Below are 15,265 nucleotides of genomic sequence, written 5' to 3' on the forward strand. Positions count from 1 at the left end.
ATTTTTTTAAATGGTTCCGGCAATAGGAGGTAACATCATTATGGTAAAAAGTGCCATTCAAGTTCAAAGAGAAGCAGCGATGTCTTTAAATAAACGTTTGAAAATACTGCAAAACAAATACGCGGATGTTTTACCTGAGGAAGTACCGCAGTCCGTCAAAAACGAAATTTTGTATATCAATGATTTATTAGCTGGGCTTACTTTTGATTCAGTTCAAACTATCCATTCATACCAAATGACGGGCATTAAAAACTCACGTGACGAAGAATGGTATATGCAACAAATGCAGCAGTGGTTAGACAAACACCCCACGGCAATCACGGGTCAAAAAGGGCGCAGTACAATTTATAAATTTGCCCTTCATTTCTTTGTTGAGAATATCGCGTTGCAATCCGAAAATAGTTTATTAAATGCCAATGAATTAGCCGACCGAGTGAAAAACATGCGGTATAGAAATGGCCAATTAGCTAATATCGAACGTAAGTTAAAAGATATTGATGATCAACTGACGTTTAATACAGCGATGACCCATTTTTATGGCCGGCGTGTGTCACCAGATTATGAAGATGAACCGTTGATCCCAGCAATGGCTGAAGAGCAAGGTGAGCTAATGACCAATATTTTCTCGCAGCCCTCGATTCACAATAATGGCGTAGCAGAACTTTATACAGCGTTTAAAAAGATGGTTGGACGTGAAAAAGCGCTATTAAAAAAGCAAAACAGGAGTTGACGGATGTCAAATCATCAAACCGAGAAATCACTTGCTGAGATTATGCGACGACTAGATGAAGAAGAGTGGCATCACCCTGATAAGTATAAGATAACGGTTAAACACCTTTGCCGGCAGAAAAAATTTTGGTTGAAGGAGTTAGCTTACCATCTTTATTGGGACTATCACCTTTCTAAATACGACATTGCCAGATTACTTGACATTAGTCCTACCACTGCCTACGTATACGAACACATGGAGCATTCAAAATTTAAGAATCTGAATCAAGTCATCAAAAAAATCAGGAAATTGGAAGAACACCATGGTTAAAACTGGAAAAAAAGCGACATTTAAAATGGGCGAAGCTAAAACGGCATCTGTTATTAATCCTACTAAATTTGTGACGGCGAAATCTGCCAACGCAGCTGGGTTACGCTACGAAAATTTAGTTAATTATGCGACTGCGAAACAAAAAACTGACCAAACAAACGATGCGCCTGTTACGGATTTTCCGGAACTAAAGAATCAATTGAACTACATTGGTTATGCAACTCGAGCATCAGCTGTGACTGAAACATTTCCCACGTTTAATAGCGATAAGTTAAATATGGATAACCACGATATTTCAGTATTAAAGCAACAACTGGCAATGGCACAAAATAATGGCAATAATTTATATGAAATGGCATTTTCATTGCGGGGAGATTTCTTAAAAAATCATGGTTTGTACGACCCAGTAACAAAAATAATCGATCAAGCGCGATTGAAAAAAGCTGAACAAAATATTGTCGATAAATTTATGAATAGAGGGTTTTCATTGCCGTTAGCAGAGAACAAGAATGATCTGGTCTGGTCTGGTTTGGGGTTATTCATCAAGATACGGATCATTTAAATATGCATTTGTGGGCTGCTAAAATCAGTCCAGAAACTCGTTCAGAGATGCTTGTGCATGGAGGTCAATATGATGGGCAACCCAAAGGTGTGATTAAATTTAAAACCATTAGCGCAGTTCAACGTCAGTTTATCAATCAATTACTGACACAACCAGAAATTCAACAACGTCAGGATGTCATCAAGCAAGTGACACACCTTGAACGAACATTAGCTGCTAAAGTTGCCAGTCATGCCTTAACAACTGATAAATTTGAAAAAGACATTCAAAATATTTACCGTAATTTACCAAGGTCCGTGTCTGGCCAATGGCAAGTAGGAAATGAAAACATGCTGGCATTAAATCCAAAGTCCAAAATGTTTCATGCACATACAGCTGTTAACACATTAATTGACCGGCTGACTACAAATACTTTTTCGGATGAGTACGATGATTTTACAAAAAAAATTGCTGAAAAAGATTATCTGGATGAATACGATAAAGGAATATTACACGATAAAAAGAAATCGTGGGCCTATGGACGTGAAGCTCAGTTCCGAAAAGATGTTGCCAATAAAATCTATCGTCGTTTGAATGAATGGTCAAAAACAAGTTCGGATGGTGAGACACAACTACCACGAATCAATGAATTAAAAGATTTGGTTGGTCATAATAGCAAAATAATCTCCACTAAAAAAGGTACTATTGGCCAACAGAAAAAAATTATACCTAATGATCTACGACTGACAGCACAGCATCAAGTACCAATGTTGCCTAAAACAATTAATCAAGCAGCTAAGATAATTAAAAATGACATTCGTGTGGATTCACGGGCACAACGTTCAATGAGACGTGCAACTGAACAACAGGAATACGAGGAAGCAGTTTCCGAAGCACAATCTCAGCATATATAAATTACTTATGGTGTAAGTCAAACAACGAATACTTCTACAAGTAAATTAAGCAGTATACAAAACGTAGAAGAACTCAGCACGCTATTAAAAAAAGTTTTTGGCCATATATTTAAATTAGACACAGTTAGTTTAAATGAATCATGGCGTGTTACTCCAGATGTGGCCACATTCATACAAAAAAAATTTAACATTGATTTTAGTACTAACATAGAGTCACCTAATGCACAAAAGCATGATACTTTAAAACTGATTCAAGATCCAGCACAGTTAAATAATGACTTGTTGACAAGTGCAAAAATACTTTATTATCCAATCAATAGCTTGAATTTCCTTAATAAATCAAGTTACGATACTGTCAATTGGTCATATTCTAAAGGTGATACGTACAGCAAAATCATAGTGGTATTAACGGATAGTTTAAAAAATATTTTCGATGATGATTGGAATGCGAGCACATTAGGTAATAAAACTAGAAATCAGCTTTATGTTGCTCTTACACGAAGTTCGGGTGAAGTCTACATTGTTTCAGCCGAGGTTTGGAATAGTTATCACGCTATGAGACAAGGAATGTAAACTCAGAAAATCTACTTAATGATTTGCGGATGCAACTTTCATTTAATACTTCTCTTGCAGACACTTTCATTTTGAAAACACAAATCGAAATAATATTAAAAAAAAAAATTGAATTAGACATAAATTATTGAATCAGGACTCAATAGTTTTGATACTATAGTTAAAAGTTTTAGAAATATTAATGTGGTTGAACTTCTTTGCATAATGTTACTATTTTTGCTTGAGATTATGGCTTTTAACGAGGATGTATAATTGTAAAAATTTTTATTGAGTTCTAAGGCAAGCCATTTAGACTATCTTGGTTAGTTGATATATTTATAGCTATAAATTCATACATTATTTACATGATTGCTCAATTCAGTTTTAGTTGTGATTTGCCTTTTCTTTAATTCTGTTATGTATTTTTCCAATCAGAACAGGAACGCCGATAAAGACTATGATAAACAAAATAAAGGCTAAAAGAATTTCAATTAAGGCTCTCCAAAACCCTGTCCAGCCATCAGAAATAGATTGGGCGACTATCCAAAACACTGGTAATATGATCCACCAATAAGCTAATATAGCCAGCCCAGCGATGATTATGATGGCAACAGTAAAAATAAATAAAATAATTAAAGCAGCGATTCCCAGCCAGCTGAATAGTATGCCCATGATGTTATATCCTCCAAATGATATGTATTTCAACAGGATTCTTTGCCAAATTTCATGTGAATAGGAGAAGAAATATTTTATGTGAGAAAGTTTGGATCCTGTTGGTGATCTACAAAGCCAGCCACATTGCTATGATTATGTACACCGGTAAAAACCGGTTTTTTTATTGATCATTACCAAATAAAGAGGTCGTGAACATCTTCTTCAGTTAAGTAGACAATTGGGTAGATGGGTAAGACCATTGCCACAAATGGCCAAGCGTACTCATTTTGATATTGGTACTTAACTAACTTAGACATGACTAGCATCTCTTAAATGAGCTGCGTGGTGGTGCTTACGGATGCCAAATAGTGCAGCCAAACTTAGCAAGCCACTAATAATTGAAAGCCACAAATTGTTGTTTTGTTCACCAGTTTGAGGTAAGCGAGTCAAAAGGCTGTTTGCTGAACTGGCAAAAACTGATGATGCTTGAACTTGACTGGTTGTTGCTGCAGCTGGCCGAATCTTTGGGCTTATAGTGTTCATATTACTCAATTCAGCATACTGGTTAGTTCCATTTTGAGTGACGGGCTGCGCATCGTTATCATGGCTTAATGAAACACTGCTTTTTTGGCCCTTATTAGCTTTGTGAGCCTCTTTTTGTGCTTCAATGGCTAGAGTTTCCTTTTGAACAGCCAATTCGGCGTCATAGTCCATTTTAATCGTGTTATATTTAGCTTGTGCGGTTGCCAATTCTGAGGTGGCTGATTCTAATGCTGCATTGGCTTGATCAAATTGAGATTTTGCAGAGGCCAAATTGCTTTTGGCGGTAGCTAACAAACTATCGGCGTTGGTTAGTGTGCTTAACTTTTCTTGAAGCGTAGCCAAGCTTTTCAAGTCGTTTGCCAAATTAGCTTTGGCATCGCTCAGCTTGTTGTTTGCTACTTTAAGAATTGCTTGTTTATTTTCGTAATCATTTTTCGCCTCATTAAGAACCTTTGTTAGATTATTTAATTTAGTTTCGGCGGAGTTGAGAAGTGCTATTTTTTCTTTTAAGGCACTGTCTAAATTATCCACAACAGCTTGTGCGTGACTTTGTGTTGCTTGATCGTTTGATAATTGTGCTGCATTATCTGTCAATGATGATTGAGCTTGTTGCAAAGCTTGTTGACTAGTTGACAAGCCTTTTTGTGCTGATTGTAATACACTTTGCTTACTGGTTAAATCTTTTTGCGCTGCAGTGAGCATCTGATTAGCAGTGTTGTAATTAGTGTTAGCAGTTTCAAGAATTACTTGATCCTGAGCTAATTTGTTTTCAGCGTTATGCAAATCAGTGATCGCTTCTTGATTAGTTGATTTGGCTTTGGTTACGGCATTTTGTAATTGGATGGCAACTGTATCTTCAACACCTGCTGTTGTATCGTTAACTGGCAGGTCAGGGAAGCTTTTGATTTTAGAACCATCTGTGTAGAGGTTAAAAGCGACATTATATCCACCGGCTGCTTGCTGCAAATCAGGTGAGGTAATTGATAGAGACATATAGGTTGATGGTTGGTATCCAGCAGCTGGGTCATAGCCATTTAAGAAATTCTTTGTATGCCCGTTATTAGAAGTGAAATCATTCCATATCATACTAATGATTGTATTAACAAGATTTGCCTTAGCGAATAGCATTGTATTATTGGCACTATCCCATCCGGTTTCGTCCACGCCCGCAGTGACAGAAAACATACTTGCATTCTGACCAAATCCGTTTTCACCAATTATGCCATCAATATCCTTCTGAGCATCAACATGGGGGTTGCTAGTGTTCGTTTTTGCACGATCTAAGGCCATTGCTTGACCAGCCTGAACGGTTAAGCTATTCATTTTCAAGGCAGGTAACCCAAGTGGTACACGAACTGAATTAATCAGTTCAAGGGCGTATGCGGTTAATTCTTGTGCCTGTACGGCATCTAATACACCATCCTGATTGAACTTTAATTTAGGGGAATTATCTTTTGCAACACGTACCTGATAGAAAGGATCTACATAACCTGAACCATTCAGTGGGACCGTATAGTTAATAACTTTTCCGTCATTGCAATAAAGTTGAATAGTTGTAGATTGGCCATTTTGAATTCCTTGTTGATAAATTTGTGGCATAACTAATTTGTTTGGTAACTGAGTTTCATTTTCAAGTGTGCCTTCGAGAATTTCACTTGGTGAGTAAGAACCAGATCCAAGAATTGTTTTAGCAGCATTACGGTCAAATTGATTATGCTGATCGAATTGCGTTTGAGCCGTATTTAAATTAGTCGTAGCAGTTTCTGCACTCTTAGTTGCTGTTGTCACGACTTGCTGATCGTCTTTAACGTTGGACTCTGCTGAAGTTTTATTTTCACTAGCTTTGTTAGCATCACTTTGTGCTACTTCAACTGAACTTTGAGCAGCATTAACTGCTTCATTAGCTGCTGTCACAGCCGCTTGTTGATCGGGTATTTGTTTACTAGTAGAGTCAATAGTTTGTTGATCATTTTGCACCGCTACTTGATCTTTGCTGACAGCTTGATTTGCTTTATTTAAGTCATCTGCGGCCGTTTGAGCATTTGTATTCTCAACGTCTTGATGTGCTTGATCAACAACTTTTTGTTGTGAATCAACATCAGTTTGTGCTTCTTTAACTTTATCGTTAGCTGTTTGTGCATCGCTTTGTGCCTTGTCTTGCTCTTGAGTAGCAGTAGCGACAGCGTTTTTGTCTGCTGGAATAGTGACATTATTTGCAGTATCAACAGCGGCACTGGTAGCCGCGATGTTTTCTGGTGTGGCTTGGTCTTTGTTAGCTTGCGCCGTCTTCAGTGCTTGCTTGGTATCATTGAGCTTTGTTGTTGCTTGACTAACTGCAGACTGAGCTTGTTGCTGATGCTGCTGAGCTGTATCGACAGTTGATTTGGCGTTGGCAACATCATTTGCTGTTGTCTGGTTATTATTCGCTTGTTTGGTAGCATTCGACATACTATCGGCGTGTACGGTTGTTGTTGAAGTATTAGCCAAAGTTGCTGTTACGGCCGTGGCTGCGATTCCTGCAACCAACCAATTTTTTCCTGATTTGTACATTTTCTTATGCATAATATTCTCCTAACTCTCTTCCGAGTGATGAAATTTTTGCGATCTATAAGGCCAGCCACGTTGCCTGTATGTACGCTTGCCTATTGTTAAAAGGTAAGCTTGATTCTAAATAATGATTACTCAGGGCCTAATGGGCAAACATGCTCATTTGTCTCATTGAGTCCCCAATTTTTATTTTAGTTCTAATAAAACCAATGGAATGTCCTAATATTTGGAATTTGCTGATATAAAAGCACTTTCAAACATTATTTATTAGAACCAATGTCTTTATTTTTAAAATACCAACCTCCGATCTATTCTCAATTCTCTGTCGGAATTATCTGACTTTAAATTGGTGATGTTATTTCGTTTTGACGAACATGCAAGACTGCGATGATGGCGTTTTGCAGGGCTTGCGTAGCAACCGGAGGCATGGCCTTGCAAATTTAAGCCAGCAGCGTGGTATTGTTTGGTAGGCAAATAAGAAATATCAGCAATTTCAAGTTGGATGTGACGATAGGAACTGAGGCGATAGCCGATGCTCTTTGCTCCCCACGATTGAAAGGAACGCCGGCTTGTGCGGGCGCTTCAATCTACCAGTGGGGTCGGGGGCTTACCAAGGTAAAGTGACCGTGTTTCAGATCACTTCCAAAATTATTTTGTGTTGTCAATGGTAAATGACAATCCGTTTTCTACCACATTGTCAAACAATTCCGTGTAACAATTATCAAGCATGTGTTTTGGCTTATTCTCAGTGTACTGATTAAACGTTTATTCCATTGCTTGATATTGACTTGGTGTGACAGTGCTTGGTTTAAATCCCATGTCAAGAGCCAACAAGGCTTCATAGAATAGTTTGGGACTTTCTTTTTGCAGAGCGGGTCTGGGTGTATAGAATTCGTAACGATGATTTGATACAATATTTTTGAAAATAGGAGGGTGTAAATAGTATGGTAAGTAGGGGATTTAAGTTGATTGTAAATGATAGGGATCAACAACGAGTTGAAAAATTGGGCGCATTCAAGCAAGGGGACGACTGGATGTTTTCAAACCTTAGCCATCTTATGCTAATGAAAAGATGGCTACCGGGTAATTTGTTAATTTCCAATTTTTTTCAATTAATTTCGGCACCATTTGAGTGCTACTCATGTCACCAATTGACACATGTTAAAGGTATCCTTTTAGATAGCTATAATATGGCTGATTTAGATTATGGCGATGATTTGGAATATCAAGATTTGGCTAATCGTATTGGCAATTTTGCAGTAATTCCAATTAGTGAATTTGAACCCTTTATTCCCAAAAGTCTTAAGCGACAATTTAAGGAAACATGGTCGATAGACTACCGTTATTCTCACATGCGAGACGCCACTTTACTTAGTAATATTTGTTCTCATTGTGGCAAACTGCAAGGTGACAATTATGTTATGGGAAGAGTTGGAAAAGGCAGCCCATTCACAAAAGAACTAATCAGTAGCGTTTGGCAATTTGAATTATTGAATCCACAAGTTTTATGGTTTAATATGCGCTCAGGATTTATGAATGATCACATTGAATTTGATTGTCCAAAGTATCATATTGCTGCTAAAAATTGGGGCGGGGAACTGCTGATTAAGCCCAATCAGGCACTAGCTGATGTTCAATCGCTTCCTGAAGTTGTTGTGTCAGCTGTGCAATATCATGATTTTCCTTTGTAGAAGTGAAGACAAATATGAACTCGGCCTCTTTACTGCCAAAGTTTTTGACACTAACCCATGCCCCATTTGAAGGGAAGTAAAGGTTGTCATTGATATACATAGTTTCAAGCACATAAATTACATTCATTTCAACCATCTGTGCACTATGTACAGTGCTATCAAATTTAAAACGCAAGACATCTGCAGTACCATATACCTGTTCTTGATTGGTAATGTTGTTACGTGAAATAAGTTGGGTTTTTGATAGTGTAATGTTCATAATAAACCTCTTTCCTGTCACAACATTTTTCTGTTGGCTTTTGGCTGGGCCATTTATTTTTTATTGCGTTGTGAACGGACGTTCAAGAACACGTTGATGGTGGTTTGCAGGGCTTGCGTAGCAACCGGAGGCTTGGCCTTGCAAATTTAAGCCAACGGCGTGTTATTGTCAGGAAGTCACAAAAGCAAAAAAGAAATGGTGTTAGCCAAACAGCAAACTTGTTTGCTTAGCGTTAGCGCATAAAAGCCCTTGATTGATCTGTTATTCAAACAGGTCCGTCAAGGGCTTTGGTATTGATCCCCCAATGGCTTGACAAGTGTGCGATGTTGCACGCTGGTCAAGCCATGTTCGGGGGCCTGGGGGTGTATACATTTTGTCAAAAAGAAAAGCCAGCAAATCATGCTGACTTAGTTAATCTTAAAACATAAACTTTTTGATGTTAAGACAATGCTGCGATAATTTCTTCTTTTTTTGAGTATGGCAAAATTTCAATATTTTTTGACTCAGCAACTTTATATACTTTACTAGATATCTTATTTTCACTGTCATTAGCAATAATTTTGCTTAACGATGCAGAACCAGGCAATTCCAATTCTCTTTGATTTTGAATATCTTCAAAAATGAAAGCCGAATTAGTAATTTCGCTAAACGCCAAATGGTTGCAAAATTGGACAAAAATTTCAGGCTTGTTTTCTTTAGCAGGAATAGTGTAATCAATTTTATAATCTAATCCTGAAATACCGGTAAATTTTGCACGATTAGTACCAAATACTTTATTCTCATGTAGAAAAGCACTGACTTCATCGTAAAAAAGGTTTACGACATTGTTCCTACGAGTCATCATCAAATCATTAACTCTTAAGATTGTTTGCAATAAGGCATGTTTCTTTTCTGAAAATTGTGAATTATATCCTTTAGTAACTAACTCATCTTTTTTCAGATCAACTCCAGAACCAAGTAAAATACGTTCAATTAGTTTTATTCGGGTATTGGTTAACTCAATTCCATTTAAAGAAAGGTCATTCAAAGTTTCACCATCATCACTCAACAAAAATTCCTGATTAGTCACTTTATCAACATATATATTAATGTTATCGTTAATTGCATTAACAAAAGGTGTTACAATTTGATCTGAAGATTCCAAATGTTTAATTCTATAATTCTTTTTTAACCAGTTCAGATAGTCTGTCAAAAGCATTTCTGTCGAATTAGTCATGGGTGCAGCCTCCTCTCTAAGTCAAATTTTCTGAAATTTTTACATTATCATGAACCACATTGTTGTCATTTAAAAACCAATCAAGTGCATCCATGTAAGTTTTAATATCATCGGCCGATAGGGCACTTAAAGGCAAAGCATTTTTGCCAAAATCATGTTTTTCATCATAAATATGGACATGTGGCGTTTCAACCCCTTTATGGCTTGTTCCAGAATAGTCCAAACGCGTCATAATCTTATTGTCATACCTAGGGCTTAAAAACACTAAAGAGAATATATTCTTATTACGATGCCCTTTACGATTAATAATTAATTCAAATCGAATATTGTCATTAACCTGGGCTTCCAAGTCTGTACGAGTTTCATTAGAAAAACTAGGGACATGGATTTCATTATTAACAACTAATTTAGCCAATGATTTCAACTTATCAAACAACAGATTCTGTAAGCTAGTCATACCTTTTACCTCAAAATTTTGCTCACTTAATTATACTTTCATATAAAAAAATAAGCCAATTAAATACAAAATTCTCATTGAATTTATCCCAGACCACATAATTCTTTACAAAGTTATTTTGGAATTAACCTTTAAGGTTAATGGTGGTAATAGGTTGACAACAACCACAAGTAGCAAAATTGAATTTTAAGGGAGTGTGATATGTGCTAGAGCAATGGATTATTTCAATTAGCAATTATTTGTATATGCTATCTATCAAGCGCACTAAGTCGGCGCTTGATAATTGACCAATATAAGACAACTTAGTTTTATCAATAGGTAGTTGATACGTTTTGACAGTATCAATCCATGAAGGTTTAGAAAGGCCTGCTTGTTGCCAGTCTAAAATTGCAACGTATTTACTTTTGATAAAATCAGATTTGTTATCAAATTTCGAAGTCAAACGAAACACAATGTAATCATAGTCAGTTTGACGTAAGTACAGAACAGGGCGAGTTTTTCCACCGGAAACCTCAGTGAAACTAACATATGCCCAATATAATTGTTTTTCCATCAATAGCCGCCATCATCTTCCAAAAAATCATCAAGTGCTTTTTGATTATCCACCGATACGCTAGGTAGATTGTAACTAGCGTTAATTAATTTCGCGGTGGCAATGTCTTCAGGACGTGCTTGTGGCGTGACCGGAATTTGTCCTGTTTTATTGATTTGAGCATACATCATGCTCATAAGGGTGGCTGGTGTAATACCTGCTTTTGACAAGATATATTCAGCACTTTCAGCGACACCTTGGTCAAGAGTGTATTGAATACGGCGCTTTACCATTTCTGACATTATCACTACCTCCATTCTTTTACTTGATTATACCATTTTGTGCCATTTAATGACACTTTTTTGTTTGCGCTTTTTGCAACTTCGCTAATAGTTCACTAGAAATGGATGATGAATAGGTGATGTTGGAAACCTGATAGTGTGTTTTAATATAGGCATCAATCAAGTAACCAAAGTACCAATCGGAATATTGTTCGGAAACTTTTTCCTGAGAGTTTGTGATGAATAAAAAGCGACGTTCGAGACGGTGACGCCACTTTTTGTCTGATAACATATCCCTAGCTAAATTGGGATAGATAGCGATACCATGTGAAGAATATTTAATTTTAAGGGACACAGTTAAACTCTGTGGTCGATAAGTCATTGTCATCTAATGGAATCTTCCCTTCATAGTATTGTTGTTGTACCTGGTCACGTGCATCAAAGAAATCATCGGCCTCAACATCAACCCAACGCGTTAAAGTTGCTGTTACTTCAATTGTATAAGTCATTTTTTCTCCTTGTATTGCAATCTTGTTAATGTTTAATCAAAATAACCCAAAGTTTCAAGGTGTTCAACTAAACAAACTATGGCTACTGCGCCAAGAATAAGTAAGCTATCTAGTATTAATAACATGATTTATTTCCTCGTAATCCTTTCTCAGTAAGGTAAATCATCTTCGGTGAGGCCTAAGTCAGCCTCATTTTGAGTTGAACCTTTTTTATTTTCAAGTAGTTCAAAGGCATTACCGTTTACTTCGATGACATAATGTTTTGTATCATTTTTATCCATATAAGAACGGCTTTGTAAACTACCAATGATAGCGATGCGATGTCCTTTGAGTGTCAGAGCAGTAATATTTTCTGCAGCTTTTCCCCACATGACAACTGGAATAAAATCGGCAACTCGTTCATCACCATCACGTCTGAACGGACGGTCAATAGCTAAAGTGAAAGTTGCCACTGCTTTACCAGATTGTGTATAGCGCAAATCAACATCTCTCGTTAGACGACCGATTAATTGTACTTGATTCATGTTTATTCTCCTATCCGTCACAACATTTTTCTGTTGGTTTTTGGCTAAGCCATTTATTTTTTATTGCGTTGTGAACGGACGTTCAAGAACACGTTGATGGCGTTTTGCAGGGCTTGCGAAGCAACCGGAGGCTTGGCCTTGCAAATTTAAGCCAGTGACGTGTTATTGTTAGGGAGTCACAAAAGTAAAAAAGAAATGGATTGAGCCAAAGAGCAAACTTGTTTGCTTAGCGTTAGCGCAAAAAGCGCTTGACATAACTGTTATTCAAACAGGTTGGTCAAGCGCTTTGGTGTTGATCCCCCAATGACTTGACTGGTGTGCGATTTTGCACGCCTGTCAAGTTGTGTCAGGGGGCCTGGGGCGCTGTCTTTTATTGACTAAACACTATCACGGTACTTTCTTAAAAATATTAGATGGATCAAAAGGACACAATTGTGCGCGTTTTGGTCTTTTTTTGTTGGGGTTTGATAATGAAGTTATTAAACAATGGAGGAATCATTATGGCAAAAAAATCAATTGCACAACAAATCAAAAGTGCGCAAACAGAGTTGGCGAAGTTTGACGCGGAAATTCAGGAAATACGGCTCAAACAAAAGCAAACAAAATCGTTAATTGCGGATCTTGAGATGCAGCAACAGGCTGAACTTGGGCGTCAAGTGATGGCGCAATTGGGCACTAAATCAATGGAAGACGCTTTATTAAAGATAGGTGATCTAACCATTGATACACCGCAAAATAATGGGGGAGCACATCATGGCATTGAGTCAACACGATAAAGCGGTTCTTAAAAGTTTACCGATTCAAGGCTATCTGGACTGGCGCGGAATTGATTATGTGAGAGTGTCAGCTAATGAATTGCGCTTAGTTGATCATGACTCGTTGGTTATTCGTACGAATCGTAACCAATACTTTTGGAACTCGCGCAATGTCAAAGGTGATCTGGTCTCTTTCATTGCTAATTATGAACTAGGCGACGAAACAAAACCTGGGGTTATGAAAGAAGCTTTGGCGCGGCGTTTTGCATACGCTCGAGAAATTAAAGGCGCCAACATTGATGTGAATCAATACAAGCATCAGAAGTCCAAAGAATCATTTGATTGGAACAAAATTTTTAAAGCAAAAGACACCGTGCGCGCTAAAAATTATTTGGTGCAAGAGCGTGGTTTAAATCCTAAGTTGGTAGAGTTCTGCATCAACCAAGGTTTAATCTTTGAAGGGTCACAATTTAGGGTGCCAGGTGATCTCACCAAGCGCTTGAATCCAGAACCGGTGCTATTTGCTTGGAAAGATGGCAGCGGAAAAATCGTTGGCGCTGACCGTCAAGGAACTGAGATTGACAAGGCATTACATGGTAAGCGTGGCACAACAAAACAAATTATGGCCGGCAGTGATTCAACACATGGATTTAATTTGGCCTTTGGGACCGGTCAGGATACTTTGATTGCGTTTGAATCACCAATTGATTTATTGAGTTATGCCCAACAAAATCATGTGCAATTGGCAAAAGATAATACGACCTTACTGTCGGTTAGTGGCACTAATGGCCGAAAAGTTTATGAATTTTTGGCTGAACGTTTAAAATTTGATCAAGAAGCCATGCCAAAAAAAATTCAATATGCCTTTGACAACGATTTAGCCGGTTTTGAAGCTATGCCAGAACTACAATTTGAAGGCATTGTCTATTCGCGTATCCTGCCTATTAATGGCTATAAAGACTGGAATGAACAACTTAAAGCTGGTGAAAGTGGTCAAGAAGTTATGACCAATGATGGGGCAATCACGCGCCGTAATCAATTGGCAGATCTAGAAGAAAAGCAAACAAAGCAAAAGTCTCAGACACCGATCATTAATTTAAAGGATCAAAATCAAGTTGCGACAAATCAAGCCAAACATAAGGGGAAAAAAGAAACGGCCTGGGTAAATAAAGCAGAGCGCAGTAAAATTAACCGCGAAAAGAATATCAAAATTGTTAAAGAGGCAATGGCGCAAGTTGGCAAATTTCATGATGATCCCAAAGAACTCAAAAATCTCTTGGATTTCATCTCAACTGGCTTAAATTACTCGTCTCGTAATTCATTGCTAATCAAATTACAGCGGCCAGATGCCACTTTGGTTAAAGGTTATCGTCAGTGGGCTCAACAAGGCATTCAGATTAATAAGGGTGAAAAAGGTCTCAAGATTTTTGGTGCACCGACCAAACTAGTGACCATTATTACTGAAAATGGTGAACGCGTCATGTGGCGTGATGCAACAGATGCCCAAAAGCAAGCCGCTAAAGCTAAGCAATTAGAAACATTAGAGATTCAGCATTATCCAGTTGAAACTGTTTTTGATGTTCGTCAGACAAACGCAACCCAAGAACAGTTACCAAAATTATTGCCCAATCGGCCAATTGATCTGCAGACTGATCAAAGTCCCCAACATATTGATAATGCCTACCAAGCACTGACAAAATATGTTGGTGAATTGGGTATTACGCTACATTCTGATGCTAAGGGTGACACGTTATTAACGCAGCGGCCCCAAACCTGGCAAGGGCAAGCAAAAGGTATGTTTGCACAAATGTCAGATTCTAAAGATAAACGCATTTACTTGCGAACTGATTTACCAATGACAGATAAAGTACATGTGCTGGCGCATGAAATTGCGCATGCTAAACTCCATGGCTTGATGAGTAAAGCAGATTATCCAAAGGAAATCAAGGAATTACAAGCAGAAATGACCAGTTATGTCGTGACTAAAAATTTAGGGATTGATCCTGGACCAGATTCCATTCGCTATATGTCCAGTTGGACAGATAATTTGAAAAAAATGCCAAGCGTCGCGGACACAGGCAAAATTTTGTCGCAGGTAGTTGATGCGGCCACAGATGTGCAACGTTATCTATCTCATAATTTAGAAAATGGTGCAGTAAAAAAACAAACGAGCGCCTTAGCGCAGGGCGTTAAACAGGCGAAAGTTCAAGAAGTAGCCGCTAAAGCAACGCTAACAAGATAGAAGGAGATC

The 15,265-nt window shown here is 37.8% G+C and carries 19 protein-coding genes; 8 read left to right on the top strand and 11 right to left on the bottom strand.

The window, feature by feature from the left end; all coding sequences use genetic code 11:
- Window positions 1-40: 40 nt before the first annotated feature.
- The 5 genes from IAE53_RS06915 (at window position 41) to IAE53_RS06935 (ending at window position 3,067) form a co-directional block, all read left to right on the top strand.
- A complete protein-coding gene (locus IAE53_RS06915; RefSeq protein ID WP_188353557.1) occupies window positions 41-730 on the top strand; it encodes a hypothetical protein in 690 nt (229 codons plus the stop codon).
- 3 nt (window positions 731-733) lie between these two features.
- Complete coding sequence (locus tag IAE53_RS06920; RefSeq protein ID WP_188353558.1) at window positions 734-1,039, top strand: hypothetical protein; 306 nt, start codon at window positions 734-736, stop codon at window positions 1,037-1,039.
- Window positions 1,032-1,601, top strand: coding sequence for a relaxase MobL (gene mobL / locus IAE53_RS11550; protein ID WP_200136193.1), 570 nt, complete (start codon window positions 1,032-1,034; stop codon window positions 1,599-1,601). The genes IAE53_RS06920 and mobL overlap by 8 nt, the downstream gene beginning before the upstream one ends.
- Before the next feature lie 2 nt (window positions 1,602-1,603).
- Window positions 1,604-2,494 carry a hypothetical protein gene (locus IAE53_RS11555; protein WP_200136196.1) on the top strand — a complete coding sequence of 297 codons (891 nt, stop codon included), beginning with the start codon at window positions 1,604-1,606 and terminating at the stop codon, window positions 2,492-2,494.
- Between the two features lie 159 nt (window positions 2,495-2,653).
- Window positions 2,654-3,067 (top strand): hypothetical protein, encoded by a 414-nt coding sequence (locus tag IAE53_RS06935; RefSeq protein ID WP_200136192.1) that lies wholly within the window; start codon window positions 2,654-2,656, stop codon window positions 3,065-3,067.
- A 363-nt stretch (window positions 3,068-3,430) separates the two neighbouring features.
- Here the strand turns inward: IAE53_RS06935 and IAE53_RS06940 are convergent, their stop codons facing one another.
- From IAE53_RS06940 to IAE53_RS06945, 3 genes are all read right to left on the bottom strand, one after another.
- Window positions 3,431-3,718 (bottom strand): hypothetical protein, encoded by a 288-nt coding sequence (locus IAE53_RS06940; protein WP_200136191.1) that lies wholly within the window; start codon window positions 3,716-3,718, stop codon window positions 3,431-3,433.
- Between the two features lie 173 nt (window positions 3,719-3,891).
- Window positions 3,892-4,017, bottom strand: a complete 126-nt coding sequence (locus tag IAE53_RS11560) for a hypothetical protein (RefSeq protein WP_255527360.1) — start codon at window positions 4,015-4,017, stop codon at window positions 3,892-3,894.
- The gene (locus tag IAE53_RS06945; RefSeq protein WP_200136190.1) at window positions 4,010-6,805 is read right to left on the bottom strand and encodes an SEC10/PgrA surface exclusion domain-containing protein; all 2,796 of its coding nucleotides are present in this window, start codon (window positions 6,803-6,805) and stop codon (window positions 4,010-4,012) included. The genes IAE53_RS11560 and IAE53_RS06945 overlap by 8 nt, the downstream gene beginning before the upstream one ends.
- Before the next feature lie 1,175 nt (window positions 6,806-7,980).
- On the opposite strand from IAE53_RS06945, the gene IAE53_RS06950 reads away from it, so the two are divergent.
- Window positions 7,981-8,481, top strand: a complete 501-nt coding sequence (locus tag IAE53_RS06950; protein WP_200554209.1) for a hypothetical protein — start codon at window positions 7,981-7,983, stop codon at window positions 8,479-8,481.
- Here IAE53_RS06950 and IAE53_RS06955 read toward each other — a convergent pair.
- The 8 genes from IAE53_RS06955 to IAE53_RS06990 all read right to left on the bottom strand — a co-directional run bounded on the left by IAE53_RS06955 (window position 8,396) and on the right by IAE53_RS06990 (window position 12,259).
- The gene (locus tag IAE53_RS06955) at window positions 8,396-8,740 is read right to left on the bottom strand and encodes a hypothetical protein (protein ID WP_200136188.1); all 345 of its coding nucleotides are present in this window, start codon (window positions 8,738-8,740) and stop codon (window positions 8,396-8,398) included. The two genes, IAE53_RS06950 and IAE53_RS06955, sit on opposite strands and share 86 nt — an antisense overlap.
- A 439-nt stretch (window positions 8,741-9,179) precedes the next feature.
- Window positions 9,180-9,956: a DUF1828 domain-containing protein gene (locus IAE53_RS06960; protein ID WP_200136187.1), complete on the bottom strand. Its 777-nt coding sequence runs from the start codon at window positions 9,954-9,956 to the stop codon at window positions 9,180-9,182.
- 16 nt (window positions 9,957-9,972) lie between these two features.
- Entirely contained in the window at window positions 9,973-10,413 is a 441-nt protein-coding gene (locus IAE53_RS06965) for a hypothetical protein (RefSeq protein ID WP_200136186.1), read from the bottom strand.
- A gap of 235 nt (window positions 10,414-10,648) precedes the next feature.
- Complete coding sequence (locus IAE53_RS06970; protein WP_200136185.1) at window positions 10,649-10,966, bottom strand: hypothetical protein; 318 nt, start codon at window positions 10,964-10,966, stop codon at window positions 10,649-10,651.
- Window positions 10,966-11,247: a type II toxin-antitoxin system RelB/DinJ family antitoxin gene (locus tag IAE53_RS06975; RefSeq protein WP_200136184.1), complete on the bottom strand. Its 282-nt coding sequence runs from the start codon at window positions 11,245-11,247 to the stop codon at window positions 10,966-10,968. The genes IAE53_RS06970 and IAE53_RS06975 overlap by 1 nt, the downstream gene beginning before the upstream one ends.
- A 46-nt stretch (window positions 11,248-11,293) precedes the next feature.
- On the bottom strand, window positions 11,294-11,614 hold the full coding sequence (locus IAE53_RS06980; protein ID WP_200136183.1) for a hypothetical protein: 321 nt from the start codon (window positions 11,612-11,614) through the stop codon (window positions 11,294-11,296).
- Entirely contained in the window at window positions 11,571-11,735 is a 165-nt protein-coding gene (locus IAE53_RS06985) for a DpnD/PcfM family protein (protein WP_200136182.1), read from the bottom strand. Before IAE53_RS06985 ends, IAE53_RS06980 begins: the two co-directional genes overlap by 44 nt.
- 149 nt (window positions 11,736-11,884) lie before the next feature.
- The gene (locus IAE53_RS06990; protein ID WP_200136181.1) at window positions 11,885-12,259 is read right to left on the bottom strand and encodes a single-stranded DNA-binding protein; all 375 of its coding nucleotides are present in this window, start codon (window positions 12,257-12,259) and stop codon (window positions 11,885-11,887) included.
- Window positions 12,260-12,759: 500 nt separating this feature from the next.
- On the opposite strand from IAE53_RS06990, the gene IAE53_RS06995 reads away from it, so the two are divergent.
- Together IAE53_RS06995 and IAE53_RS07000 are read left to right on the top strand one after the other, a co-directional pair.
- Window positions 12,760-13,035, top strand: coding sequence for a hypothetical protein (locus IAE53_RS06995; RefSeq protein ID WP_200136180.1), 276 nt, complete (start codon window positions 12,760-12,762; stop codon window positions 13,033-13,035).
- Window positions 13,013-15,256, top strand: coding sequence for an ArdC-like ssDNA-binding domain-containing protein (locus tag IAE53_RS07000; RefSeq protein WP_200136179.1), 2,244 nt, complete (start codon window positions 13,013-13,015; stop codon window positions 15,254-15,256). Before IAE53_RS06995 ends, IAE53_RS07000 begins: the two co-directional genes overlap by 23 nt.
- The last annotated feature ends 9 nt before the right edge of the window (window positions 15,257-15,265 follow it).

Origin of the sequence: Leuconostoc sp. S50 (genome assembly GCF_016624925.1) — a bacterium.
Taxonomy (GTDB): domain Bacteria; phylum Bacillota; class Bacilli; order Lactobacillales; family Lactobacillaceae; genus Leuconostoc; species Leuconostoc pseudomesenteroides.

Coding starts and splice junctions, on each gene's coding strand:
- IAE53_RS06915 (WP_188353557.1), top strand. CDS start 41: ATGGTAAAAAGTGCCATTCAAGTTCAAAGAGAAGCAGCGATGTCTTTA.
- IAE53_RS06920 (WP_188353558.1), top strand. CDS start 734: ATGTCAAATCATCAAACCGAGAAATCACTTGCTGAGATTATGCGACGA.
- mobL (WP_200136193.1), top strand. CDS start 1,032: ATGGTTAAAACTGGAAAAAAAGCGACATTTAAAATGGGCGAAGCTAAA.
- IAE53_RS11555 (WP_200136196.1), top strand. CDS start 1,604: ATGCATTTGTGGGCTGCTAAAATCAGTCCAGAAACTCGTTCAGAGATG.
- IAE53_RS06940 (WP_200136191.1), bottom strand. CDS start 3,718: ATGGGCATACTATTCAGCTGGCTGGGAATCGCTGCTTTAATTATTTTA.
- IAE53_RS11560 (WP_255527360.1), bottom strand. CDS start 4,017: ATGTCTAAGTTAGTTAAGTACCAATATCAAAATGAGTACGCTTGGCCA.
- IAE53_RS06945 (WP_200136190.1), bottom strand. CDS start 6,805: ATGCATAAGAAAATGTACAAATCAGGAAAAAATTGGTTGGTTGCAGGA.
- IAE53_RS06950 (WP_200554209.1), top strand. CDS start 7,981: ATGGCTGATTTAGATTATGGCGATGATTTGGAATATCAAGATTTGGCT.
- IAE53_RS06955 (WP_200136188.1), bottom strand. CDS start 8,740: ATGAACATTACACTATCAAAAACCCAACTTATTTCACGTAACAACATT.
- IAE53_RS06960 (WP_200136187.1), bottom strand. CDS start 9,956: ATGACTAATTCGACAGAAATGCTTTTGACAGACTATCTGAACTGGTTA.
- IAE53_RS06965 (WP_200136186.1), bottom strand. CDS start 10,413: ATGACTAGCTTACAGAATCTGTTGTTTGATAAGTTGAAATCATTGGCT.
- IAE53_RS06970 (WP_200136185.1), bottom strand. CDS start 10,966: ATGGAAAAACAATTATATTGGGCATATGTTAGTTTCACTGAGGTTTCC.
- IAE53_RS06975 (WP_200136184.1), bottom strand. CDS start 11,247: ATGTCAGAAATGGTAAAGCGCCGTATTCAATACACTCTTGACCAAGGT.
- IAE53_RS06980 (WP_200136183.1), bottom strand. CDS start 11,614: ATGACAATGACTTATCGACCACAGAGTTTAACTGTGTCCCTTAAAATT.
- IAE53_RS06985 (WP_200136182.1), bottom strand. CDS start 11,735: ATGACTTATACAATTGAAGTAACAGCAACTTTAACGCGTTGGGTTGAT.
- IAE53_RS06990 (WP_200136181.1), bottom strand. CDS start 12,259: ATGAATCAAGTACAATTAATCGGTCGTCTAACGAGAGATGTTGATTTG.
- IAE53_RS06995 (WP_200136180.1), top strand. CDS start 12,760: ATGGCAAAAAAATCAATTGCACAACAAATCAAAAGTGCGCAAACAGAG.
- IAE53_RS07000 (WP_200136179.1), top strand. CDS start 13,013: ATGGCATTGAGTCAACACGATAAAGCGGTTCTTAAAAGTTTACCGATT.